The organism is Thioclava sp. GXIMD2076, assembly GCF_037949795.1.
Classification (GTDB): domain Bacteria; phylum Pseudomonadota; class Alphaproteobacteria; order Rhodobacterales; family Rhodobacteraceae; genus Thioclava; species Thioclava kandeliae.
This window is the reverse complement of sequence record NZ_CP149932.1, coordinates 1,148,901-1,173,581: the sequence shown is the minus strand read 5'-3', so window position 1 is coordinate 1,173,581 and position 24,681 is coordinate 1,148,901. Positions and strand designations below refer to the sequence as shown.

The 24,681-nt window shown below is 65.0% G+C and carries 22 protein-coding genes and 1 riboswitch; of the genes, 7 read left to right on the top strand and 15 right to left on the bottom strand.

All coding sequences use genetic code 11. The annotated features are described in order from the left end of the window. Positions 1-7: 7 nt before the first annotated feature. From WDB91_RS05785 to WDB91_RS05775, 3 genes are all read right to left on the bottom strand, one after another. Complete coding sequence (locus WDB91_RS05785) at positions 8-1,378, bottom strand: aspartate aminotransferase family protein (RefSeq protein ID WP_339114184.1); 1,371 nt, start codon at positions 1,376-1,378, stop codon at positions 8-10. Between the two features lie 21 nt (positions 1,379-1,399). Next, positions 1,400-2,869 (bottom strand): NAD-dependent succinate-semialdehyde dehydrogenase, encoded by a 1,470-nt coding sequence (locus WDB91_RS05780; protein WP_339114183.1) that lies wholly within the window; start codon positions 2,867-2,869, stop codon positions 1,400-1,402. A gap of 99 nt (positions 2,870-2,968) precedes the next feature. Continuing rightward, entirely contained in the window at positions 2,969-3,448 is a 480-nt protein-coding gene (locus WDB91_RS05775; RefSeq protein WP_339114461.1) for an Lrp/AsnC family transcriptional regulator, read from the bottom strand. A 131-nt stretch (positions 3,449-3,579) separates the two neighbouring features. On the opposite strand from WDB91_RS05775, the gene WDB91_RS05770 reads away from it, so the two are divergent. Beyond that, complete coding sequence (locus WDB91_RS05770) at positions 3,580-4,389, top strand: glucose 1-dehydrogenase (protein ID WP_339114182.1); 810 nt, start codon at positions 3,580-3,582, stop codon at positions 4,387-4,389. Between the two features lies 1 nt (position 4,390). Continuing rightward, positions 4,391-6,271, top strand: a complete 1,881-nt coding sequence (locus tag WDB91_RS05765; protein WP_339114181.1) for a glycoside hydrolase family 15 protein — start codon at positions 4,391-4,393, stop codon at positions 6,269-6,271. A 47-nt stretch (positions 6,272-6,318) separates the two neighbouring features. Here the strand turns inward: WDB91_RS05765 and WDB91_RS05760 are convergent, their stop codons facing one another. Beyond that, a complete protein-coding gene (locus WDB91_RS05760; protein WP_339114180.1) occupies positions 6,319-7,764 on the bottom strand; it encodes a PLP-dependent aminotransferase family protein in 1,446 nt (481 codons plus the stop codon). A gap of 189 nt (positions 7,765-7,953) precedes the next feature. On the opposite strand from WDB91_RS05760, the gene WDB91_RS05755 reads away from it, so the two are divergent. The 4 genes from WDB91_RS05755 (at position 7,954) to metG (ending at position 12,312) form a co-directional block, all read left to right on the top strand. Then, entirely contained in the window at positions 7,954-9,327 is a 1,374-nt protein-coding gene (locus tag WDB91_RS05755; RefSeq protein WP_339114179.1) for an aminotransferase class III-fold pyridoxal phosphate-dependent enzyme, read from the top strand. Between the two features lie 97 nt (positions 9,328-9,424). Beyond that, a complete protein-coding gene (locus WDB91_RS05750; RefSeq protein WP_339114178.1) occupies positions 9,425-10,057 on the top strand; it encodes a LysE family translocator in 633 nt (210 codons plus the stop codon). Between the two features lie 22 nt (positions 10,058-10,079). Continuing rightward, positions 10,080-10,517, top strand: a complete 438-nt coding sequence (locus tag WDB91_RS05745; protein ID WP_339114177.1) for a GNAT family N-acetyltransferase — start codon at positions 10,080-10,082, stop codon at positions 10,515-10,517. Positions 10,518-10,602: 85 nt separating this feature from the next. Continuing rightward, the gene (gene metG / locus WDB91_RS05740) at positions 10,603-12,312 is read left to right on the top strand and encodes a methionine--tRNA ligase (RefSeq protein ID WP_339114176.1); all 1,710 of its coding nucleotides are present in this window, start codon (positions 10,603-10,605) and stop codon (positions 12,310-12,312) included. 71 nt (positions 12,313-12,383) lie between these two features. Here the strand turns inward: metG and WDB91_RS05735 are convergent, their stop codons facing one another. From WDB91_RS05735 to WDB91_RS05690, 10 genes are all read right to left on the bottom strand, one after another. Continuing rightward, positions 12,384-13,274: a LysR family transcriptional regulator gene (locus WDB91_RS05735; protein WP_339114175.1), complete on the bottom strand. Its 891-nt coding sequence runs from the start codon at positions 13,272-13,274 to the stop codon at positions 12,384-12,386. Between the two features lie 93 nt (positions 13,275-13,367). Next, the gene (locus WDB91_RS05730) at positions 13,368-14,849 is read right to left on the bottom strand and encodes an MATE family efflux transporter (RefSeq protein WP_339114174.1); all 1,482 of its coding nucleotides are present in this window, start codon (positions 14,847-14,849) and stop codon (positions 13,368-13,370) included. A 27-nt stretch (positions 14,850-14,876) separates the two neighbouring features. Further along, a complete protein-coding gene (locus WDB91_RS05725) occupies positions 14,877-15,899 on the bottom strand; it encodes a HesA/MoeB/ThiF family protein (protein ID WP_339114173.1) in 1,023 nt (340 codons plus the stop codon). Continuing rightward, entirely contained in the window at positions 15,896-16,489 is a 594-nt protein-coding gene (locus WDB91_RS05720; protein ID WP_339114172.1) for a thiamine phosphate synthase, read from the bottom strand. Before WDB91_RS05720 ends, WDB91_RS05725 begins: the two co-directional genes overlap by 4 nt. Further along, positions 16,486-17,259: a thiazole synthase gene (locus tag WDB91_RS05715; protein WP_339114171.1), complete on the bottom strand. Its 774-nt coding sequence runs from the start codon at positions 17,257-17,259 to the stop codon at positions 16,486-16,488. Before WDB91_RS05715 ends, WDB91_RS05720 begins: the two co-directional genes overlap by 4 nt. Before the next feature lies 1 nt (position 17,260). Next, positions 17,261-17,458: a sulfur carrier protein ThiS gene (thiS, locus tag WDB91_RS05710; RefSeq protein WP_339114170.1), complete on the bottom strand. Its 198-nt coding sequence runs from the start codon at positions 17,456-17,458 to the stop codon at positions 17,261-17,263. Next, on the bottom strand, positions 17,449-18,432 hold the full coding sequence (locus tag WDB91_RS05705; protein WP_339114169.1) for an FAD-dependent oxidoreductase: 984 nt from the start codon (positions 18,430-18,432) through the stop codon (positions 17,449-17,451). Before WDB91_RS05705 ends, thiS begins: the two co-directional genes overlap by 10 nt. After that, a complete protein-coding gene (thiD, locus tag WDB91_RS05700) occupies positions 18,429-19,232 on the bottom strand; it encodes a bifunctional hydroxymethylpyrimidine kinase/phosphomethylpyrimidine kinase (protein WP_339114168.1) in 804 nt (267 codons plus the stop codon). The genes WDB91_RS05705 and thiD overlap by 4 nt, the downstream gene beginning before the upstream one ends. A gap of 67 nt (positions 19,233-19,299) precedes the next feature. Next, positions 19,300-19,398: riboswitch (TPP riboswitch) on the bottom strand. 65 nt (positions 19,399-19,463) lie between these two features. Beyond that, positions 19,464-21,971: an FtsX-like permease family protein gene (locus WDB91_RS05695; protein ID WP_339114167.1), complete on the bottom strand. Its 2,508-nt coding sequence runs from the start codon at positions 21,969-21,971 to the stop codon at positions 19,464-19,466. Next, positions 21,968-22,651: an ABC transporter ATP-binding protein gene (locus WDB91_RS05690; protein ID WP_339114166.1), complete on the bottom strand. Its 684-nt coding sequence runs from the start codon at positions 22,649-22,651 to the stop codon at positions 21,968-21,970. Before WDB91_RS05690 ends, WDB91_RS05695 begins: the two co-directional genes overlap by 4 nt. 115 nt (positions 22,652-22,766) lie before the next feature. On the opposite strand from WDB91_RS05690, the gene WDB91_RS05685 reads away from it, so the two are divergent. Beyond that, positions 22,767-23,375 carry an arylesterase gene (locus WDB91_RS05685; RefSeq protein ID WP_339114165.1) on the top strand — a complete coding sequence of 203 codons (609 nt, stop codon included), beginning with the start codon at positions 22,767-22,769 and terminating at the stop codon, positions 23,373-23,375. Here WDB91_RS05685 and WDB91_RS05680 read toward each other — a convergent pair. Then, a complete protein-coding gene (locus tag WDB91_RS05680; protein ID WP_339114164.1) occupies positions 23,363-24,592 on the bottom strand; it encodes a hypothetical protein in 1,230 nt (409 codons plus the stop codon). The genes WDB91_RS05685 and WDB91_RS05680 overlap by 13 nt on opposite strands. Positions 24,593-24,681 lie beyond the last annotated feature (89 nt).

Below are 24,681 nucleotides of genomic sequence, written 5' to 3'. Positions count from 1 at the left end.
TTCGGGGTCAGCCCAGCACCTGGGTGACTGCTTTCTTCGTGGCGGCGACGATGAGATCGGCCTCCGCCTCGCTGAGGCAGAGCGGCGGGGCGAAACCAAGAATATCCCCCTGCGGCATGGCGCGCCCGATCACCCCTTCGGAGGCCAGCGCGGCGGCGATCTGCGGGCCGGTCTTGGCGCTCGCATCGAAGAACCGGCGGCTGTCACGGTCCTCGACAAACTCAACCGCACAGAGCATGCCCTCGCCACGGATATCGCCGACATTGGGGTGGTCACCCAAGACCGCTTTCATCGCCCTGTTCAGATAGGCCCCCGTTTTACCGGCATTTTCCACCAGACCGAGGCTGTCAATCAGCTTGAGGTTTGCCACGCCTGCCGCAGCCCCGATGGGGTGGGCCGAATAGGTCCAGCCATGACCGATGGGGCCATTTTCATCCGTGCCCTGTTCCAGCACCTTCCACATCTTGTCGCCCACGATCGAGCCCGAAAGCGGCGCATAGGCCGAGGTCAGCCCTTTGGCGATGGTGATCAGATCGGGTTTCATCCCGTAGTGATCCGAGCCGAACATGGTGCCCAGCCGCCCGAAGCCCGTAACGACCTCATCGGCCACCAAAAGGATGTCATGCTTGGCCAGTACCTTCTGGATGGCGCCCCAGTAACCTGCAGGTGGCGGCACGATACCGCCGGTGCCCAGAACCGGCTCGCCGATGAAGGCCGCGATCGTATCCGCGCCCTCGCGTTCGATCAGCGCCTCCAGTTCGGCCACGCAATGGGCGGTGAAGGCCTCCTCGGTGTCGATCCCCTCGGGGCGGCGGAAATAGTAGGGTGCCTCGGTATGCAGGATCGGCGCGCGCGGCAGATCGAATTTGTTATGGAACCCCGACAGTCCCGTCAACGAGCCGGTCATCACCCCCGAACCATGATAGCCCCGCCAGCGCGAAATGATCTTCTTCTTCTCGGGACGGTTCAGGATGTTGTTGTAATACCAGATCAGCTTGATATTGGTCTCGTTCGCATCCGAGCCGGACAGCCCGAAATAGACTTTGGACATGCCCTTGGGGGCGCGTTCCATGACCATCTGTGCCAGCGTGATCGAGGCCTCGGTCCCGTGCCCCACATAGGCATGGTAATAGGCCAGCTCGCGCGCCTGATCGGCAATCGCATCGGCGATCTCGGGGCGGCCATAGCCCACATTCACGCAATAGAGCCCCGCGAACGCATCGAGCATCTGGCGGCCGTCACGGTCCTCGATATAGACCCCCTTCGCAGTGCGGATCACACGGGTCGGCGTCTCGCCACGGGCATGCTGTGCCAGATGGGTCGAGGGATGGAAGAAGTTCTCGCGGTCCCAGCGGGCAAGTTGGTCATTGGTCAGCATAATGCCTCCTTTCGTCTTCAGTTAGATACCCCAGTCGCGGCAGAGGTATTTGATTTCCATGAATTCCTGCATGCCCGTGCGCGCGCCCTCGCGGCCAAGGCCGGATTGCTTCATGCCGCCAAAGGGAATGGGCGCGCCGGTCACCTTGGTGCGGTTTATCGCCACCATGCCGAATTGCAGCGCGCGGCTTGCGCGATAGATGCGTTTGGGATTGAGGCTGTGGATATAGGCCACAAGCCCGTATTCGCCCGTGTTGGCCCGCGCGATCACCTCGTCCTCGGTGTCGAACGGGGTGATCGGTGCGATGGGGCCGAAAGTTTCCTCGCGCATGATCTTGGCGTCATCGGGCACATCGGTCAGCACGGTCGGCTGGAAGAACAGCCCCTCATGCGTGCCCCCCGTGGACAGTGTCGCGCCTTTGGCCAGCGCGTCCTCCAGATGCTCGACCTGCTTGGCGATGGCGCCCGCGTTCATCAGCGGGCCGATATCGGGGTCGTCGATCCCGCGCCCTACGGTCAACGCCTGGACGGCCTCGGTGAATTTCGCGCAGAAGGCATCATAAATCGGGCGCTCCACATAGATGCGGTTGGCGGCCAGACAGTCCTGCCCCGAAGTGGCGAATTTGGCCTTCAGCGTCTCGGCCACGGCGCGGTCGAGATCGGCACCCTTGAAGACGATCACCGGTGCATGGCCACCCAGTTCCAGCACCAGCCGTTTTACCGTTTGTGCCGATTGCGCATAAAGCAGCTTGCCGATGGCGGTGGAGCCGGTGAAGCTGAGCGCGCGCACACGGCTGTCCTCGCACCAGGGCGTGACGATTTCGGGCGCATGGCCCGTAACTACGTTGAAAACCCCTGCCGGAAAGCCCGCCCGCTCGGCCAGCTCCGCCAAGGCCAGCGCCGAATAGGGCGTCTCGGCCGAAGGGTGCGCCACCACGGTGCAGCCCGCCGCCAAGGCCGCTGCCGCCTTGCGCGTCAGCATGGCCGAGGGGAAATTCCACGGGGTGATCAGCGCCGCCACCCCCACGGGTTCCAGCCACAGCTCCATTTCGGCATCGGGCAGATGCGAGGTCACGCTTTCCACATTGGGGCGCTTGGCCTCCTCGGCGTAGAATTCCACGAAACTCGCGGCATAGTCGATCTCGCCGCGCGCTTCCGAGATGGGCTTGCCCTGCTCGGCCACCATGAGGCGCGCGAGATCTTCGCGGGCCGCGACGATCAGCTCGAACCAGCGGCGAAGAAGCCCGGCTCTTTCCTGCGGCAGGGTCTGCGACCAAGACCCGAAGGCACGATCTGCCGCCTCCACCGCAGCCAGTGCCTGCGCGCCTGACAAGCGGGCAACATGGCCCAGTTCGACCCCGTCGGCAGGATCGGTGACCGCAAAAGAGGCGTTCTCCGCGCCGGCCTGCCATTTGCCGTCGACATAGGCGAAACTTCGCAGCAGTCGGCGGTCTTTCAGGGACGCACGGTCGGAAATCGTAGCATCAAGCATGGGCGGGTCTCCTTTCCCGTCCAGTGTGCCTGACCCGCGCCGCAAGGGAGACCGAAGATCGGCCATCCGCAGCCCGTGCGGACTGCGGCACCGGCCCTCTCAGTCCAAATGGCCTGCCAGCAGATCGAAAGGCGGCAGCCCCTGCTTCACCGGCTTGGTCACGATATAGGTGAAATAGCGCGCAATCCCGATGCGCCCGTCCAGAAGCATGTCGATCAGGCGCTGGTAGCTGTCGATATCGCGGGTGACGATCTGCATCAGATAATCGAACCCGCCGCCCAGCGCCCAGACATTCACGATCTCGGGGATGGGCTGCACCGCATCCTCGAAAATGCGGAAGGTCGCGGCCTTGTGGTCGGCCAGTTCGGCGGCCACGAACACCGTCACATGCGGCCCCAGTTTCTTCAGCGCGATCCTCGCGCCATAGCCCTCGATCAGCCCTGCGGCCTCCAGCTTTTTCAGCCGGTCCCAGGCAGGAGTGGGCGAGAGGTTGATACGCTCGGCCAGAACCGCCTTGGTGATGCGGCCTTCACGGGCGAGTGTCGTCAGAATGGCAAGATCACGGTCATCAAGTTTCAGCATGGTGCCATGCTAGCGCAGGCCGGAGCCAACCGCATCCGGCAAAAACATCATAGTGATGGAAACTTGGCGCGGGTCTCGCCCGTTACTCCTGCAAGCAACCCGAGGATAGCCCGAGGAAAGGATCTTCCATGTCTCCTGCAGCGCCGCAACCCACCAAAGCCGCCAACCGCCTGAAAGGCAGGGTCGCCATCGTCACCGGTGGCTCTTCGGGGATCGGAGCGGCGATCGCCGAGAGCTTCGCGCTCGAAGGGGCCGATCTGGTGATTACCTACCGCTCGGATGAGGCCGGCGCCAAAAAAACCGCCGATCATGCCGCAGCCCATGGCAGCCTTGTGGAGATTGTTAAATGCGATCTCTCGAAGCAGGACGATATTGACGCGCTTTTTGCCAAGGCGGAGGACCGGTTCGGGGCGGCGGATATTCTTGTCAACAATGGCGGCATGGACCCCGACCCCGCCGATCTGGACGAGATGGCCCCCGAGGACTGGTCCAAGGTGATCGCCGTTAACCTGACCGGCCCTGCCATGGCATCGGCCGCCTTCATCCGCATGCGGAAGGCGGCGGGCGGCGGCGGGCGCATCGTCACCGTGTCCTCGGTGCACGAGAATGTGCCGCGCGGTGGCACCTCGGCCTATGATGCCTCAAAGGGCGGGCTGCGGATGCTGACCCGCACACTGGCACTGGAACTGGCGCCGCACCGCATCACCGCCAATAACATCCTGCCCGGCATGATCCTTACCCCTATCAATCAGGAAGCGATGGATGACCCCGAACTGCTGAAAGAGATGGAAAGCAATATCCCTTGGGGCCGTGCGGGCCAGCCATGGGAAGTAGCAAAGATGGCAGTCTATCTGGCCTCCGACGATGCGGACTATGTCACAGGGCAGAGTTTCGCCATTGATGGCGGGCTGTCGATCAATCTCGGTCAGGGGGCGTAAAATGGAGGGCCGCTTCACCCGCCCGCTCTCGTCCGATCCGCGCCATGTGGCGCTTGCCGACCTCCCCGAACGCGAGACCGCCTACCCGCCGATCCGCGATTTCGCCCTGATCGGCGATACGCTCAGCGCCGCGCTGGTGGCGCGTGACGGGGCGATCGAGTTCCTCTGCCTGCCGGATTTCGATGGCGATGCGGTGTTTACCGGCATGCTCGATGCCCGTCGTGGCGGGCGCTTCTTTGTGGGGCCGCTAACCTGTGGCGAAGTCACCCGCAGCTATATCGGCGAGAGCGCAGTGCTGCGCACGCTGCACCACACGCCGCAGGGCGTGCTGGAAGTGACCGATCTCATGCCAATCGGCAAACGCGGGGATGGGTCAGTTGGCGGCGAACGACAGGTGCTGCGGATGGTCAAGGCGCTGGAGGGCCAGCCCGAGCTGGGCGTGCTGATCAACCCGATGCTCGACTGGGGCACCACCCTGCCCGATTTCCGGCAGGACGAGGATGGTAGCTGGCAGATGGAGTTCGGTTCCGACGGGCTGCGTTTTGTCTCGGATGTCGACCTGGCCCCGGTGGCGCCCGGCGCATTGGCAGGCAGCTGCACGCTCGAGACGGGAGAGACGCGCTTTGTCATGCTGACAAGCGCCAGCCCCGACGCCCGCCCCGTCACCCCCGACACGCCTGCCCGCGAGTTGGACCGAACACTCGCCTACTGGACACAGGTCAATACCGGCTGCAAACCCGATGGCCCGTTCCGTGAGGCCATCATGCGCAGCGCGGTCACTTTGCATCTTTTGCACTACAACAATTCAGGCGCGCTACTGGCCGCACCCACAGCGGGTCTGCCCGAGGTCATGGGCGGGGCGCGCAACTATGATTACCGCTTCTGCTGGATCAGGGATGCAACCTTTGTTCTACATGCCTTTTTCTCGCTGGATCTACCGGAATGCGCAGAGAATTTCTTCCGCTGGCTCATGCAGGCCGCTCGCCATTCGGCGCCGCGTCTGGGGGTCTTCTACTCTATCGGAAAAGAACATGATCCGGGCACGCGCGAGTTAACGGCGCTCGAAGGCTATCGCGGCTCGGCGCCCCTTATCATTGGCAATGACGCGCAGGGCCAGCTGCAACTGGATGGCTATGGCGCTGTTCTGGACTGTGCACGGATGTATGTGCGCCATGGGGGCACGCTCTCGGAGGAGGAACAGACCCGCCTGCAGGGCTATGCTCAGGCCGCGATGCTGGACTGGACCCTGCCCGATAACGGGCTGTGGGAAATTCCGGGCTCGCGCCAGCATCACACCTATTCCAAGGCGATGTGCTGGCAGGCGCTCGACGCGTGGCTCGACCTGATCGAGATGGGAGCGGTGCAGGATGACCCGACCGGATACCGCAGTGAGCATAGCCGCATTCGCGAGCATGTCCTGTCACAAGCATGGAATGCGGAAATCGGCGCCTTTACCGGCGCGATCGGGCGGGACTGGCTGGATGCCTCGGTGCTGCTTCTGCCACGGATCGGGATCGTCGAAGCCGATGATCCGAAGATGGTTGCCACTTTCAAGACGCTCAAACGCGAACTGTCCGAAGGACCGCATTTCAGGCGCTACCCCACGGGGCTCGACGGCCTGCCCGGCGATGAGGGGCATTTCATGGCCTGTGGTTTCTGGGCCGCCGATTACCTGACCCGTGCGGGCCGCCTCGAGGAGGCGGAAGCGCAGATCGCGGGCCTTCTGGCCTCGGCCAATGATCTGGGTCTGATGCCCGAGGAGATCGATGCGGCCACCGGTGAACATCTGGGTAATTTCCCGCAAGCCTTCTCCCATGCGGGGCTGATCGCGGCTTCCGTCGCGCTCGAGGAAGCGCGTGGGGCCCGTCGCGACTGCGACTAACATATAGTTGCGCGACTGCGACGGATGCAGGGGGCCACGACCGGCGGCTAGCGCAGACCGTCGGCCACCGCCCCCAGAGCCGCCAAGCCGGGGCGCACAGCCTCGGTCCGGATACAGCTGAGGCCCAAACGGATAAACCGCCCCGCCCCTTCGGGGCCGGTGAACGGATCGCCCAGCTCGAAGGCTACCCCACGCGCCAGCGCGCCTTTCAGGAGTGCGGCATTGTCCATGCCCTTGGGCAGTCCCAGCCAGAGGCTCGAGCCCCCATGGCAGGGATCGGGCGCGCTGAAACCGCCCAGATCCTTGGGCAGGCGCTCCATCACCTGATACCAGCGCTCGGAATGCGCCTCACGCAGGCGCCGCATCAGCGCAAGATAATGCCCCTCGGCCAGAAAGATCGCCGCGGTGCGCTGGTTGTTCAGTGGCGCCGAGCGGTGCAAAAGCCTGCGCATCCAGCGCGCCTCATGCACGAACCCCTCGGGCGCCACCATGAACCCGAGCCGCACACCGGGCGCGAGGATTTTGGACATGGTGCCCAGATAGATCACCCTTCCTGCGCGGTCTTGCGATTTCAGCGAGGGACCACGGGCCAGAGCCAGCTCGCCCTCGTAATCATCCTCGAGGATCAGGAAATCCTCGGTTGATGCACGGTCCAGCCAGTCGGCGCGGCGGGCCTCAGACATCACGGCCATCGTCGGGCAATGCGAGGCGGGCGTCAGCACCGCCAGATCGAGGCGCGGCGCAGGCGCGGCCCCCTCGGCATCGACACCGAGATCCACTTCCTCCGCCCCTGTCAGCCCGAAGATGAACCGCGCATCGGGATAGCCGGGCCGCTCGAGCCCGACCCGCGTGCCCTCCCCCGCCAGAAGACGGGCCGCCAGATAGAGCCCCTCCTGCGCGCCGAGCGTGATCAGGATTTCCTCCGGCTTGGCAAAGATCCCGCGCGCCGGCAGGATACGGGTGCGGATCTGCTCGATCAGCATCGGATCATCCTCGATGGCCCGATCCGCCGACCACCAGTCAAGCGCCGAGCGCCCCATCATATCGCGCGAGCAGGACCGCCATGCCTGAATCGGAAACAGCGTCGGGTCCACCTGACCGTAGATGAACGGATAGGGATACTCGGCCCAACCCGTCATCTTGCGGATCTGCTCGAACGCCGAAGGCCTTGCCCGCAGCCTGCCCGGCCAGTGGATCGCCCCCTGCGCGGGAGATTGCGCCACGGGCTGCGATCGGGCGGCCACAAAGGCACCGCGACGGGGATGATTGTCCAGATAGCCCCGCGCCACCAGCTCGTCATAGACCAGCGTCACCGTGTTCCGCGCGATCCCCAGCGCCTGCGCAAGGCTGCGCGAGCCGGGCATCTTCTGGCCCGGACGCATGCGGCCCTGCTCGATCCCCGCAATGATCCCCTGCCGCAGCTGGCGTTGCAAAGGGTCCGGACCCGCCCGATCCAGTATGATCCCCAATGACGCTTTCAGCCCATCACCCATCGCGGTCTCCGCACAAAAAACAGACGCTTGCCCTGCAGAGTGCAAAAGCGCGTGCCGAACTCTGTATCACATCTCGGAAACTGGCACCATTCCTTGCAGAAAACTGGCCCTATCAGCCGCGACCGGAAAGATATTGGGTGAACCCGACGCAGATCAAAGCCAAACTAAACCAAAGAAGGACGGACCCTGATGGACGGTCACGCACTCAACGACATTCAGGCCACTGTCGATGCCGATAAAGCCCATGTCTTCCACCACCTGTTCCAGCATGCCAAGCTGCATACCAATGACCCGCGTATCATCGTCGAGGGCAAGGGCATGTCGGTCTGGGACCAGAACGGGCGCGAATATCTGGATTCCGTCTCGGGCGGCGTCTGGACGGTAAATGTGGGCTATGGCCGCGAGAGCATCGCCAATGCGGTCCGTGACCAGCTCATCAAGATCAACTATTTCGCAGGCTCCGTGGGCTCCATCCCCGGGGCGCAATTCGCGCAGCGCCTCACCGAGAAAACCCCCGGCCTCAACCGTCTCTACTATGTCAACTCGGGCACCGAAGCCAACGAGAAGGCGTGGAAGATGGTCCGCCAGATCGCCCACAAGCATCACGGCGGCAAGAAATGGAAGATCCTCTACCGCGAGCGCGATTACCATGGCTCGTCGCTGGCGGCCTTGGCGGCCTGTGGCCAGCACCAGCGCGCCGATCAGTATGGCCCCTTCCCCGAGGGGTTCATCCCCGTGCCGCATTGCCTTGAATACCGCGCGCAATGGGATGTGGAGAATTACGGCGAACGGGCCGCGGATGCGATCGAAGAGGTCATCCTGCGCGAGGGCCCCGACACCGTGGGCGCGCTCTGCCTCGAGCCGGTCACCGCAGGCGGTGGTGTCATCGTGCCGCCCAAGGGCTATTGGGAGCGCGTGCAGGAGATCTGCAAGAAATATGACATCTTGCTGCATATCGACGAGGTCGTCTGTGGCATGGGCCGCACCGGCGAGTGGTTCGGCTATCAGAACTACGGCATCACCCCCGATTTCGTGACCTGCGCCAAAGGCGTGGCCTCGGGCTATGCCGCCATCGCCTGTATGCTGACCACCGATGAGGTCTTCGAGAAATTCCGCACCGACCCCGATGACGAGATGAGCTATTTCCGCGATATCTCGACCTTCGGCGGCTGCACGGCGGGCCCTGCTGCAGCGCTGGAGAATATGCGCATCATCGAGGACGAGGGGCTTCTGGCCAACACGAAGGCAATGGGCGGTTATCTGATGACCCGTCTCGAAGAGCTGAAAGAGAAGCACAAGGTCATCGGCGATGTGCGCGGCAAGGGCCTGTTCTGCGGGGCAGAGCTGGTGGCCGACCGCGCCACCAAGGAACCGCTGGCCGAGAAGCTGGTGCAATCGGTCGTGGCCTCAGCCGATGCCGATGGCGTGCTGATCGGCGCGACCTCGCGCTCGTTCAAAGGCATGAACAACACGCTCTGCTTCAGCCCCGCGCTGATCGTGGACGAGCCCAAGATCGACCGCATCATCGACGCCGTCGACCGCGGTCTGGCCAAGCTCGCCTGATCCCTGCGTGACCATCCGGAAAGAGGCAGGGGCACGCTCCTGCCTCTTTTCTATAGCGCCCTTCGCAGGCATACTCGCGCCATCTCAGGAGCGCCCGATGACCCTCGCAACCCTACTGACCTTCGCCCTTGTCACATCGCTTCTGGTGATCTCGCCCGGACCGAACGGCATGCTGATCGCACGGATCGTGCCGCTTTCGGGGCGACGGGCGGGGCTTGCGGCGGTCTGCGGCTTTGTCGCCGCCTTCTACCTGCATGGGACGCTGTCGGTGCTGGGGATCTCGGCGCTGCTGATGCAATCGGCATGGGCCTATAGCATTTTCAAGCTGCTGGGTGCGGGCTATCTGGTCTGGCTCGGGGTCAGATCGCTGATCGCTGCGGCCCGTGGGGCCACACCCTCGCCCCATACCCCCGAACTGCGCCGGACCCGCAAGCGCCGCGCCTTCATCGAAGGCTTCCTGACCAACGCGCTCAATCCCAAGGTTTCGCTTTTCTATCTTGCGGCCTTCCCGCAGTTCCTGCCTGTCGATCATGGCCTCGCCCAGCCCTTCGCGCTGGTCACGCTCCATGCCACGATCAATGCGCTGTGGTTCTCGGCCATGGTGATGGCGCTTGGCGGGCTCAGGGCCGCCACCCGCCGCCCCGCAGTCCAGCGCGCCCTGAAAGCCGCGACCGGCGTGGTCTTTATCGGCTTCGGCCTGAAACTGGCGCAGAGCCGCATCACCCCGTAAGACCGCACCCCGAGGACCCTCCATGATCCGCCTTGCCACCCCCCATGACGAAGCCGCGATCCGTGCCTGCGCCATCGAGGCCTATACCCCCTATATCGCCCGTATGGGCCGCGAGCCTGCGCCGATGGGGGCCGATTATGCGGCCCAGATCGCCCGTGGCGTGGTCTATGTGGAGGAGGAGGAGAGCCTTCTGGGGTTCATCACCTTCTATGACGAGGGTGAGCATATCCTGCTGGAGAATGTCGCGGTCACACAGGCCGCGCGCGGGCGTGGCACGGGTCGCAAGCTGATCGGGCTTTGCGAGGCGGCGGCGCAGGCCTTGGGCAAGCCGGTGCGGCTCTATACCAATGCCACGATGGTCGAGAACCTCGAGATCTATCCCCGCCTTGGCTATACCAAGATCGACGAGCGCGAGGAAAACGGCTTCCACCGCGTCTATTTCGAGAAAAATCCCGCGTGAAGCGCGGCCCTCGCGCCGCTATCCCTCTGGCCATACGCCCCGCCCCGCGTTAAACCCTGCGCAAACTCATCTGAAAGGCGGATATATGGCACGTCACCTCGTCACATCGGCGATTCCCTATATCAACGGCATCAAACACCTCGGGAATCTCGTCGGCTCGCAGCTTCCGGCGGATCTGTTTGCCCGCTACCAGCGCGCGCGCGGCAATGAGGTCATGTTCATCTGCGCCACCGACGAGCATGGCACACCCGCAGAGCTGGCCGCGCAGAAGGCCGGAAAGCCCGTGGCAGACTATTGCGCGGAAATGCACGAGGTGCAGGCCCGTATCGCCGAAGGCTTCCGCCTGAGCTTCGACCATTTCGGCCGCTCTTCCAGCCCGCAGAACCGCCATCTGACCCAGGCTTTCGCCAAGCGCCTCCATGAGATGGGGCTGATCCGCGAAGTGTCGGAAAAGCAGATGTATTCCAACGCCGATGGCCGCTTCCTGCCGGACCGCTATATCGAGGGCACCTGCCCCAATTGCGGCTATGACAGCGCACGCGGCGACCAGTGCGACAATTGCACCAAGCAGCTTGATCCGGTCGATCTGATCAATCCGCGCTCGGTGATCTCGGGCTCGACCGATCTGGAGATGCGCGAGACCAAACACCTCTTCCTGTGCCAGTCCAAGATGAAGGACAAGCTCGAAGCGTGGATCGACAGCAAGACCGACTGGCCGGTGCTGACCACCTCGATTGCCAAGAAATGGCTCAATGATGGCGACGGGTTGCAGGACCGCGGCATCACCCGGGATCTCAACTGGGGTGTTCCCGCACAATTCGAGGGCGCTCCGTGGGGCGGCATGGAGGGCAAGGTCTTCTATGTCTGGTTCGACGCACCGATCGAATATATCGCGGGCACGCAGGAATGGGCCGATGCGAATGGCGGCGACTGGGAGCGCTGGTGGCGCACCGACAAGGGCGCGGATGATGTGACCTATACCCAGTTCATGGGCAAAGATAACGTCCCCTTCCACACCATCGGCTTCCCCGCCACGATCCTCGGCTCGGACGAGCCGTGGAAGCTTGTGGATTACATCAAGTCCTTCAACTACCTCAATTACGATGGCGGCCAATTCTCGACTTCGCGCGGGCGTGGTGTCTTCATGGATCAGGCGCTCGAGATCCTGCCCTCGGATTACTGGCGCTGGTGGCTGCTCTCGCACGCCCCCGAGTCAGCAGATGCCGAATTCACTTGGGAGAATTTCCAGGTATCGGTGAACAAGGATCTGGCCGATGTTCTGGGCAACTTCGTCTCGCGCATCACCAAATTCACCCGCTCCAAGTTTGGCGAGGCGATCCCCGAGGGCGGCGATTGGGGAGAGGCAGGCGAGGCACTGATTGCCGAACTGACCACCCGCATCCGTGATTACGAGAAGTTCATGGAGGCCAAGGAGGTCCGCAAGGCGGCAGCGGAACTGCGCGCGATCTGGGTTGCGGGCAACGAATATCTGCAATCCTCGGCACCCTGGACGGTATTCAAGACCGATCCGGTGCAGGCGGGCGCCATCGCGCGTCTCGCGCTCAACCTCGTTCCGCTTTACGCGGTGCTCTCGGCGCCCTTCATCCCCGATGCGGCGAAATCCATGCTGGAAGGCATGCATGCGACCGACCAAGGCTGGCCCGATGATGTGGCCGCTGCGGTGCGCGCCCTGCCCGAAGGCCATGCCTTCACCACGCCCGAAGTGCTGTTCGGCAAGATCTCGGACGAGCAACGCGAGGACTGGCAGAGCCGGTTCGCGGGCATCCGCACCTGAGCCCCACGCTCCGGACATGAAAAAACGGCGGGCCGATCAGCCCGCCGTTTCTATTTGTGCATTCGGCCCGATCAGGCGTTCGCCTGATGGATCGTGGCCAGACATTCCGCCATGAATTTTACCGGCTCGCTAGCGCGATCGACATCGCGATACACCAGATCCAGCGCCACCTTGCGACGGCTGACACCACCCGCATTCAGCGTGACCAGCTCACCGCTTTCGAGCTTCGAGGCGATGGGCTCCATCGGCAACCAGCCAAAGCACATGCCACGCTCGACCGCAGCCACTGCGCTTTCAAGCGAGGACACGGTCCAGATCCGGCCATGCGGGCGATCCACCTCGGTCCCGTCCAGACGGTTCTCGCGGATGAACACGCGCAGATGACGGGCCATCTCGGCCTGCGTGAGGTTATGATGGGCCTGCGCCAGCGGGTGCTCCTTGCGCGCCACCAGCGCGAAATCCATCTCGCAGATGCGCTGACCGGGCACGGGGCACAACTCGGGCAGGACCACCGCGAGATCGAAGGGAAGGCTCATGAATTCCGACATTTCCAGACGCACGGTCTCGTGCACATCCACCAGAACGTCGGGATATCGGGTCTGTAGCTTCAAAAGCGCCTCGCCCAGCCATTCGCGGGGGAATAGCGCATCCACCAGCAGACGCACCTGAAGCGGGCCGGTGCCCGATTCCGCGCGCGCTGCGGTTTCCACCGAGACCAGCTCGTCGATCAGTGGCGAGACCTCGGCGAGGAGCAGTTTGCCATGTTCGGTCAGCACCGCACGGCGCCCCTGCATCTCCATGATCGCGAAGCCCAGCGATTCCTGCAGCTTCGAGACAGAGTAACTGATGGCGGACTGGCTGCGTTCGAGGCTCACAGCCGCTTCGGCAAAACTCCCGCATTCGACCACGCGACGCAGGATCGCCCAGTGTTCGAGGTTTGTCTTCGGAATGCTCGACGGCATGTAGTCCTCATCTGTTTTATTTTTCTTCACACTGGACGTGTGGAACGGCCAGCGCAAGGTCAAGTCTTCGTGAATCCGCCCCCGTTGCGCGGTTCAGGTGCGATGCGCTCCTATGTCGCGCGAAAGCGTGCAGGACGCAGGGTCAGGCTGGGTGTCGCTAGGGGAGGCAATAGGCGGCTTTTGCGGGTCTTGCAATCTGTCCGAATGTGCAGGGCGCCAATGACCGAAGCGATAATACAACAGTCCCATGACCATGGTCGCGCTGAAGGCCACCGGGAAGCTCCACCAGATCGCATCCGCCCCGAGGCTCGGGCCGAGCGCCCAGACAAAGCCCAGTCGCACCGGATAGAGCGCGACCGCCAGAATGATCAGCGGCGGAATCACCTTGCCATTGGCGCGCACCGTGCCGAACACCACCTGCGACACGCCAAACGCCACATAGCCCCATGTCGCCACCAGCAGCACATGCCGACCGATCTCCAGAGCGTCCCCTCCGCCCGTCAGGAAGATCGAGAGCGCATAGCGGTCGGCCAGAAGAAGCAGGACGATCAGACCGCCCGTCAGCGCGATATTGAACACGACACCGATGCCGGTGATCCGCGCCACACGGTCGAACCGTCCCGCCCCAATATTCTGCGCGGCCATCGCCGAGACAGCGGCCCCGAGCGCCATGGCAGGCATCTGGACATAGGTCCAGATCTGCTGCACCGCGCCATAGGCGGCGGTCGTATCGACCCCCTCGTTATTGATCAGCCGCAGCACCGTCAACGCGGCGGTGGTCACCACCACCATCTGCAAGCCGATGGGCAGGCCCTTGGCCACGATCTGCCGCAGGAGCGCGCCATCGGGGATCAGGAAGCGCAGCTCCGCCCCGCGCAGCCGCAGCGGTAGATCGCGCAGATAGATATAGGCCAGCATCGCCACCAGCGAGACATAGTTCGCCAGCCCGAGGCTAATGGCCGAGCCGCCGATGCCCAGCTCGGGCAATGGCCCCAGCCCGAGGATCAGGCACGGGTTCAGCACCGCCGCCAGCACCACCGCCATGATCATGAAATAGAGCGGCGTGAGCGAGTCACCCGACCCGCGCAGCACCATCATCAGCATGGTCTGCATCAGGATGCCGGGCATGGCGACAAAGGTCAGCTGCAGATAGCTGCGCGCCAGTTCCTCGATCTGCGGATCGGTGCCCAGAAGCGCCAACAGATGCGGTGCCGTCACATAGCCCGCGCCGGCCACCACCACCGCCAATGGCAGGAAACATCCAACCGCGGTGCCCACAATCCGCCGCGCCTCGCCCAAGGCTCCCCGCCCGATGGCCTGCCCGATCAGGATCGTCGCGGCCATGCCGAAACCGAACACAAAGCTGACCAGCAGGAACATGATCAGGTTGCCATTGGTCGTGGCCGCCAGCGCCGCCTCGCCGATTAGATTGCCGACCCAGGCCGAGTCGATCGAGCCGCCCGCCGATTGCAGCACCGACGAACCCAGCGTCGGCAGCGCGAAGAGCGCCAGTTGCCACGGGATCGACCCCGTTGTCAGCCGGTTCGGGGCATCTGGTCTGTGGCTCTGTGGCATGCGGGGCTCCGTCATATCGTCAGGCCGCTAGATAGCGCCCGGCACCTCCATGTCACCGGCTACAACCGGAGAATTATTATAAGCCTCTTCACCATTCCGAGCGCCCATCGCGACCAGCACGATTTCGCCCTGCCAATATGGCCGCACGGCCTCCGCCGCGGCCCAGGCCCGCTGGCCCGAACGGCAGACCAGCACCAGACGTTCATGCCTCGCCTGCCGCGCCATCTCCGGCAGGTCCGCGGCCTGCAGGCGATGCGCTTGAGGATGCGCCAGCGGGCCTTCCTCGGGCCGCCGCAGATCGACAACCAGATCCGCATCGCTCAGTGCCTCGGGCGCAATGAAGCGCGGTGCGAAATCGGGTTCGGGTGCCCCGTGGAAGGCAAAGCCACCAAAGCGCCAATGGGTGGCGTCAAAGCTGGTGACCCGCCCCAGAGGGCTCTCGCCATGGTCGGTCAGAACCGCCAGCGCCATCTGCGCCTGCAGGCTCCCGATAATCCCCACGACCGGCCCCAGCACCCCGTCCTCGGCGCAGCTGCCCATGCGCTGCGGCAGATCGGGGAACACCGCCCTGAGCGAAGGCGCCCCCGCACAAAAGCCCCCCACATAGCCTGCACTTTCGACCACAGAGGCCGAAATCAGCGGGATGCGCCGCGCAAGACACTGATCCGAGAGGATATAGCTGACCGCAAAACTATCGGCGCAATCAAGCACCAGATCGCAGCCTTCCACCGCCTGCGCCACATTGGCGGGGCTCAGCGCCTCAGCCTGCGGCGCGATCCGCACCTCCCCATTGAGCGCAGCCATATGGCGGGCAGCGGCCTCCACCTTGAGCGCACCCAGATCCCCCTCACGGAACAGCGTCTGGCGGTGCAGGTTCGACAGGCTCACCCGATCCGCATCCATCAGACGGATATGGCCCACGCCCGCCCCGACCAGATATTGCAGCACGGGGGCTGCCAATCCACCGGCCCCCACAGCCAGCACCCGCGCCTTTTGCAAACGGTCCGAGGCCGCACCCAGAATAGCGCTCTGGCGGGCATAGCGGGTCATGCGGTGGCCTCCAGCCATTGTCCGATCCGCGCCTCGGGGTCAGCGTTCAGCGTGATATCGGTCACCACCGACACGCAATCGGCCCCTGCCGCAAGGGCCAAGGGCGCGCGTTCCACCGACAACCCGCCAATCGCCACCAAGGGCACCCCTGCGCAGAGCCGCTTCCACTCGGTCAGCTTCTCCACGCCCTGCTGATGCCATTTCATCTTCTTCAGGATCGTCGGCCAGACAGGCCCCAGCGCGATATAATCGGGGATCACCGTCAGGGCACGATCCAGCTCGGCCTCGTCATGGGTGGAGACGCCCAGCTTCAGCCCCGCGCCACGGATCGCCATCAGATCGGCACTCTCCAGATCCTCCTGCCCCAGATGCAGCCAGTCACAACCCAGCTCGATCGCCAACTGCCAATGGTCATTCACCACCAGCTGCGCCCCATGCGCACGGCACAGATCGCGGCCCTCAGCCAGCATCTCGCGCAGGCGGTCCTGCGGCTGGTCCTTGATCCGCAGCTGGACGAATTTCACCCCCAAGGGCAGCGCGCGGCGCAGCCAGTCGGGATGGTCGAAGATCGGATAGAACCGCGGGATCATGCCAGCACCGCCATGCCGATCACCGGCGTCGAGGGCTGGGCCATATCGCGCGGCTCCATCGGGTCGGCCTCATAGGCCAGCCGCCCTGCCTCGAGCGCGCGGGCAAAGCCTTCGGCCATCGCCGCGGGGTCGCCTGCCTTGGCCACCGCCGTGTTCAGAAGCACCGCATCAAAGCCCATCTCCATCGCCTGCGCGGCATGGCTGGGCAGCCCCAGCCCCGCATCGATGATCATCGGCACATCAGGGAATTGCGCGCGCAGGGTTCGCAGCCCGTAGGGATTGTTCACCCCGAGCCCCGTGCCGATAGGCGCCCCCCATGGCATCAGGACCTCGGCCCCCGCCTCCAGAAGCCGCCCCCCCAGGACACCATCCTCGGTGGTATAGGGAAACACCTTGAACCCGTCCTCCGCCAGAATGCGCGTGGCTTCCACAAGGCCGAAAGGATCGGGCTGGAGCGTATCGGGATGGCCGATCACCTCCAGCTTGATCCAGTCGGTGTCAAAGACCTCGCGCGCCATATGGGCGGTGGTCACCGCCTCCTTCACCGAATGGCAGCCAGCGGTGTTGGGCAGGACCTGCACCGCCAGCCCGCGGATCAGATCCCAGAAGCCCGCGCCCGTGCCACCGCCCGCGCTCTCGCGGCGCAGGGAGACGGTCGCCACCCCCGCCCCCGAGCGTTCAAAGGCCTGCGACAGATCCACGGGGCTGGGATATTGCGAGGTGCCCAGCATCAGCCGCGATGCGATTTCGGTGCCATAGAAAACAGGCATGTTACCCTCCCTGACGGGGTGCGAGAATTTCCAGACGGTCGCCGTCGCGCAGCGCATGGCCCGCGCGGGCGGCAGAGGCCACAAAGACCTCGTTGACGGCTGTGGCGACTTTCGCCTCGCCATAGCCCAGAGCCATCAGGGCCTCGGCCAGAGTAGCTGCTTCCGCCTCGGTTGGCGTTCCGTTGACGATCAGGCGCATGCGGCCTCCTTGCACAGTTCGGATATGGTGCCTTCCATCAGGTAATCGGCCGCCGTCACCGCCAAAGCGGGCGACATCAGATAGCCATGACGGTAGAGCCCGTTGACATGGGTGCGCTCTCGCGCGGCCACCACGCGGGGGATGTTATCGGCAAATGCAGGGCGGGCATCGGCACCCAGTTCCAGCACCTCGGCCTCGGCAAAACCGGGATGCAGCGCGAAGGCCGCATTCAGCAGCTCCACGGTGGAGCGCAGGGTCGAGGGCCCACGGCTGTCGCCTTCGAGTTGAGAGGCGCCAAGCATGAAAACCCCGTCGCCGCGCGGCACGATATAGAGTGGATAGCGCGGATGCAGCAGCCGCACCGGTCGGCTGAGCGTGATCTGCGGACAGCGCAGCACCACCATCTCGCCCCGCACGCCGCGCAGATCGGGCAGCAGATCCCGCGCCGCCAGCCCGCGACAATCCACGAGCCGCCCCAGATGCGGGGCATCGGGCAGGATCTCGACCCCCTTCGCCGCCAGCCCGTCGCGCAGACCGCGCAATGCGATACGCGGATCGATATGGGCCTCGGTGTCAAAAAACAGCGCGCGGGCGTGGCGTTCCGCTAGATCGGGCTCCAGCGCGGCGATCTCCGCGCCTCCCAGCCAGCGGTGCCCGTCGGTGCGCCGCGCGAAACGGTCCAGCTCGCGCCGGTCGCGCGCAAGCGTCACCACCAGCGTCCCGCGACGGGTCACCGGCACGCCCGCCCGCGCCCACCAATCCGCCGCCGCCAGACCATGGCGCACGATCACCTCCTCGCTGATCTCGCTCTCGCAATACGGCGCCAGCATGCCGCCCGCCCACCAGCTGCAGCCATGCGGACCAGCCGCGCCATTGGGGTCGATGACCTGCACCCGCGCACCACGCGCGACCAGCTCATGCGCGGTGGCAAGCCCCGCAACCCCCGCGCCAAGAATGGTGAAATCAACGCTCATACCAGTGCCTCCTCGGACCAGATCCCGTGGAAATGATGCACCGGCCCATGGCCCTGCCCGATCTGCAGGCTGTCGGCCGCACGGATCGCGCCCTGCAGCCAGTCATGGGCGCGCGCCACCGCCTCAGGCAGCGGCCTCCCCGAGGCCAGCCCCGCCGCCACCGCAGAGGCCAGCGAACAGCCCGTGCCATGGGTATTGCGGGTCGCCACACGCGGCGCGGCAAATCGGTAGGCCCGATCTGCCAGCAGCAGGTCGGTGCAAACCTCTCCTGCCGCATGGCCGCCTTTCAGGAGCACGGCCCCGGGCCCCAGCGCCTGAAGCGCGCGGGCCTGTGCCTCATCGGCCTCCTGCGCTTCGGGCAGGCCCAAGAGACAAGCGGCTTCGGGCAGGTTGGGGGTCAGGAGCGTCGCCCTTGGCAGGAGCTGGGTGGTCAGCGCGGCCACCGCCTCCTCTGCCAGAAGCGCATCACCGGATTTGGCGATCATCACCGGATCAAGCACCACAGGGCCTGCAAAGCCCGCAAGTTCCTCGGCCACCACCCGCACCAGATCCGCCGAGCCGAGCATGCCGATTTTCACCGCATCCGCGCCGATATCCTCCAGACAGGCACGGATCTGGGCGCGCAGCATCTCGGGCGTCATCAGCGCTACGGCGCTCACACCGCGCGTGTTCTGCGCGGTGACAGCCGTGACCGCAGTCATCGCATAGACCCCGAGCGCCGAAGCCGCCTTCATATCGGCTTGAAGCCCCGCACCGCCGCCCGAATCGGAGCCTGCAATAATCAGAAGTCTTGCGACCATATCCCCTCCTCCAAAGTCACCGGCACAAGGGCGCGGGCGGAGAAAGGGGGCGCAGAGAGACTGCACCCATCGCTTCGGTTCCGTTTCCTACGCCGGTATGAGCCGGATCAGGTTCGATGGGTTAGCTATCGCCTCTCAGCCCTTGCGGGCACCCCAACGGATTTGGTGTCAGGCTAGACCTCTGGCCGGTCCAGCACAAGGGGGATCGATGCGCCCCTTCGGTTAGCCCGTTCAGTCGGCCTGCCGCAGGATGCGGGCCGGACGCACCCGCAGCGGACGGATCACGAAGAACAGATCCGACAGGAGTGCCGCCAGCATGCCGGTGAACAGGATCGCCAGCGCCGGCCCCCAAGCCATTGCATAGCCCAGATCCATGACGCGGGTGAGCACCGCCCATCCGGCCAAGGCCCCTGCCCCCACGGCCACCAGCCCCGCGACGCCGCCGAGGATGAGCGCGCGCAAAAGGAACGCCGTCAGGATACGGGTCCGGCTGGCGCCCAGTGTCTTCAGCAATGCCGCTTCCCATGCGCGGCGCGCCTCGCCCGAGGCCGAGGCCCCGATCAGCACGATCACCCCCGTCACCAGCGTCACACTTGCCGCCAGAGAGGTGGCCCGCGCAATCGCCTGCAGCGCCTCGGTCAGGCGCCCGATCGCCTCGCGCACGGGCAAAGCAGTGACATTGGGGAAGGCCTGCGCAAGCGTGCGCAGGATCTCGGGCTCGGCTGTCTCGGGGGCATAGAGTGTGGCCAGATGGGTATGCGGTGCGCCTGCCAGCGCCGAAGGGTTGAAGGTGATCACGAACCCGATCCCCGCCGTCGAGAAATCGACATTGCGGAAGGAGGTGATCGGCGCGGTGATATCGCGGCCAAGGATATTCACCGTGAGCGTATCTCCCAGTTTCAGCCCGATCTCCTTCGCCTCTTCGGCGGCAAAGCTGATCTGCGGGGTGCCGGTGTAATCCTCGGGCCAGAACTGGCCCTCGGTGATCGCCTCGCGGGGGGTCGCGGCATAGGTCACGCCCCGGTCACCGCGCAGAACCCAGTGATCGGGGCGTCCTTCACGCGCGGGCTTGCCGTTGATCTGCGTGATCACACCGCGCAGCATGGGCGTGGTCTCGACCCGCTCGACCTGCGGATCGGCCTGCATCCGCGCCTTCAAAGGGTCGAGCTGATCGGGCTGGATATCGAGCAGGAAGAAGGCCGGTGCCTGTTTCGGCAGATCGGTGGCAATCGCGTTGCGCAGCCCCGCATCCACCTGCCCGATGGCCGACAGCACCGACAGGCCCAAGCCCAGCGACAGCACCACCGGCAGCGCCTCGGACCCCGGCCCCGAGATCCCCGCAAGCGCCACGCGCAGCGCCGGCGCGCCGCGCAACACGCGCTGCACCCGCGCCGCTAAGCGTTTGGTCAGCCAGCCCATCAGCGCCAGCAGGCCCAGCGCCCCAGCCACACAACCCAAAGCGCCAAGCGCCAGCCAAGGCAGACCAGAGAGCGCCATCGACGCCCCCACCAGAACCGCCAGCAGCACGGCGATCAGCGCCAGCATCCCCAAGGGTGGCAGCCCCCGCGAACGCGAGCGATAGAGGCGCGCCACCCGCGTCTGCGACAGGCGCGAGAGCGGCCAGAGCGAGAAGATCGCGGTGACCAGCGCGCCATACATCGCGGCCTCGGCCATTGGGCCAAGCGCCAGACGCAAATCCACGGGGATCGGCATGACCCGCCCGATCAGCCCGCCAAAGCCCAGAACCAGAAGGCTCGCCAGCGCAAGCCCCGCCACGATGCCAAGCACCGTCAGCCCGATCAGCTGCCAGTAGAACACCCAGCGGATCGTGCGCCCCGTAGCCCCGATGGCGCGCAGGGTGGCCACCGTCGCGGCCTTGCGTTCGAGCCAGCTCGAGACCGAGGACGAGATCCCGACTCCGCCCACGGTCAGCCCCGCAAGCCCGACAAGCACAAGGAAACTCCCCAACCGCGTCACAAAACGGTCCGCCCCCGGAGAGGCGCGTCTGCGATCGCTCCAGCTCATACCCGCATCCTTGAACCGGATGCGGGCCTCGGCCTTCAGCGCATCGAGATCGGTGCCTTGGGGCAGCGCCACGCGGTATTCGCTCTCGAAAAGTGCCCCCGCATCCAAGAGCCGCGAGCCCTCCAGCGCCTTCGTGGCCACGATCACCGGCGGGCCGAGCGTGATCCCCGCCCCTGTCTCGTCGGGCGCACGGGCAAGCCGCGCCAGCATGCGCAACGCCACCCCGCCGATCTCGACCCGATCGCCCGGTTTCAAGCCCATCCGGTCCGCCAGAACGGGATCGATCAGGGCGCCATAGATCCCGTCCTGCGGGGTCTGGAGCTGATCCAGCGGCAGATCGGGCGCAGTTTCGACGGTCCCGTAAAGCGGATAGGCGCTATCGACCCCCTTCACCTGAATGAGCGCGGTCTGCAGGCTGTCCCCCTCGCCGTGACGCAGCATGGAGCGGAAATCGATCACCTCGGAGACGCGGCTGGCGCGCTCCTCGATCCATTGCCGCTCAAGGGGCGTGGCGCGGCGATAGGTGAATTCCAGCTGCGCATCGCCCCCCAGAAGGGCCGCCCCCTGATCATGGAGCGCGGACTGGATGGCATGGCGCACCAGCCCCACCGAGGCAATCGCCGCCACTCCCAGCATCAGACACAGGAAAAACACGCGGAAGCCGCGCAAGCCGCTGCGCAGCTCGCGCCGCGCGATGGTCCATGACACGCTCATGCGCGGCTATCCGAGACAACGGTCCCGTCGCGCAGACCCACCACGCGGTCACAGCGCGCGGCCAGATCGGCAGCATGGGTGACCAGAATAAGCGTGGCACCATAATGGTCGCGCAGCCCGAACAGCAGGTCCATGATCTGCGCCCCCGTCTTGGCATCGAGATTGCCGGTGGGCTCGTCGGCCAAGAGGATCTCGGGGCGCGGGGCGAGCGCACGGGCCAAGGCCACACGCTGCTGCTCGCCGCCCGATAGCTCTGTCGGGTGATGGTGCATCCGGTGGGAAAGCCCCACGGCCTCCAGCTCGGCCTTGGCGCGGGCAAAGGCATCGCGCGTCCCCGCGATCTCCAGAGGAAGCGCCACGTTTTCCAGTGCGGTCATCGTGGGAAGCAGGTGGAAATTCTGGAACACCACCCCCATGTGATTGCGACGGAAGCGTGCCAGAGCGTCTTCCTTCATCGCGCCCAGATCCTGACCGAGCGCCAAGACAGACCCCGATGTGGCGCGTTCGAGCCCGCCCATCACCATCAGAAGCGAGGATTTCCCCGACCCCGAAGGTCCCGTCATTCCAAGGCTTTGCCCGCGCTGGACGTCCAGTGAAATTCCGTTCAGGATCGAGACAGGCCCCACATTGCCCTCCAGTTCCAGCTCCACACCCTTCATGGAAAGCACACTATCCGCCATGTCCATCCTGTCCCGCATCCGTTCTTTGCTGCCCCGTAAACCTCAAGATAGGCAGCTCGCGACATATCACAACCGCGCCAGCCAACGAATTACCGCCCTCGGCCTCGGGCTTGCCTTGCTCGCTCTGCCCGCGCAGGGTCAGGCGGCCGAGAAAACGCTGCTGGCTTTCGGCGATAGCCTGACCCAAGGCTATGGCCTGCCCGATGGCGAAGGGCTGGTGCCGCAGCTTCAGGCATGGCTGAATGCGCATGGCGAGGATGTGACGATTATCAATGGCGGGGTTTCGGGCGATACAACGGCGGGCGGGCGCGCCCGTATCGACTGGTCGCTGACGCCCGAGGTGGATGCGGTGATGGTGGCGCTTGGCGGCAATGACATCCTGCGCGGGCTCGCGCCCGATCAGGCGAAGGCCAATCTGGACGCGATCCTGAAAGCAGTGACCGACAAGGATCTGCCGGTGCTGCTGGCGGGCGTGCCGGTGCCCGGCAATTACGGCGCGGCCTACCAGACGGCTTTCACCGCGATCTATCCCGATCTGGCGGCGAAATATGACGCGGTGCTGGTGCCCGACCTTCTGGCCCCGCTGGCCGAGGCGCAGCATGATGATGCCAAACGCGCGCAATATCTGCAGGGCGATGGCATCCACCCTTCGGCTGCGGGCGTGAAACTGGTGGTCGAGGCGCTGGGGCCGCAGGTGCTTGATCTGCTCGATCAGGTGGAGTGACGCCCCTGATAGCCGCCCGTGCGGCGGTCCATCACAAAAAGCGCCATGGCGGCCAGGATCGCCAGGGCGGATCCGAGCATTGCGACAAACCCGTAGCCCGCCACAGCTGCGCCGATGGCAAAGACCGCTGCCCCCGAGACATCGCCGATGAGCTTTTGCAACGCCAGCAATGACGCCCCCGCCCCCGGACGCGAGGACAGGAGATCCTGCAGATAAGCCATCGGCTGGGTCAGAATGAACGCGCCTCCCAAGGCTCCGAAAACCGGCAGCACCCAGAGAAGCGGGCTCGACGCCAGCACCGGAATGAAGGCCAGATGCACGCAGTAGAGCACGGTGCCCACAAGGATCAGCGTGATCCGCGGCACCCGCATCGAGATCGCGGGCACCATCAGCATCAAAGGCACCTCGAGCCCCGCCGTAATCGCGGCATAAAGCGAGACATCGCCCGCCCCCCGTCCGGGCACCTGCGCGAACACAAGCCCGATCAGCACCAGATAGAGCACCACGCCGCCATTGATCGCCCCCAGCGCCACGACGCGCACGAGGATGCGCCAATCGCCCATCTCCTGAAGCGACTGGCGGAAGGTCAGGCCGGATTTCGGATCAGGCCAGCGGGTTGCCCCGTCGCGCGGCCAGAAAAAGAAGGTCAGCACCAGAACGGCCAGCGCCAGACAGAGACAGACCGGATAGATGGTCATCAGATCGACGCCCGCGCCGAAGGCCAGCGACCAGATCGGCAGCACGCCCAGCCATGGCAGCGCGAAGAGCGCGCGCAGACTCGACTGGATCGCCTCGCGCTCGCGTTTGGGGTGGACCGAGGCTGCCAGCCGCCCCAGCGCGAACATCTGCCCGAAGAGCGTGGAGGAAAGCGGCACGAAGATCGCATGCGCCAGAACAAAGGTCACCGGGCCCGGATGCAGGGTCATCAGCCCCGAGCCCAGCGTCAGGAACACGCCCGAGACCAGCGCGATGGCGCGCCGGTTGGCCCGCTGGTCGGCGATAATCCCGAAGCCCACCGAGGTTGTCACCGCAATGACCGACGCCACCACGAGAATGCGCGAGTAGGCCCCGTCATCCAGCCCGAAGACCGTCACCGCGATGGTCGAGGCCTGTGGCAAAAGCGAGGCCACATGCGCACCGAACAGCACCATAAGGGCGGCGGTGAGCAGAAGCGCGGGATCTTTGACCAGCGGTTTATAGGCAGCAAGGACGGACATGGGATTCCTTTCGCATGTCCCCCCAATGCCCGTTCCTGAGCATGGCTGCAATCCCCTTGGCCGCAGGGCGGGCATCGCCGCCCTGCACA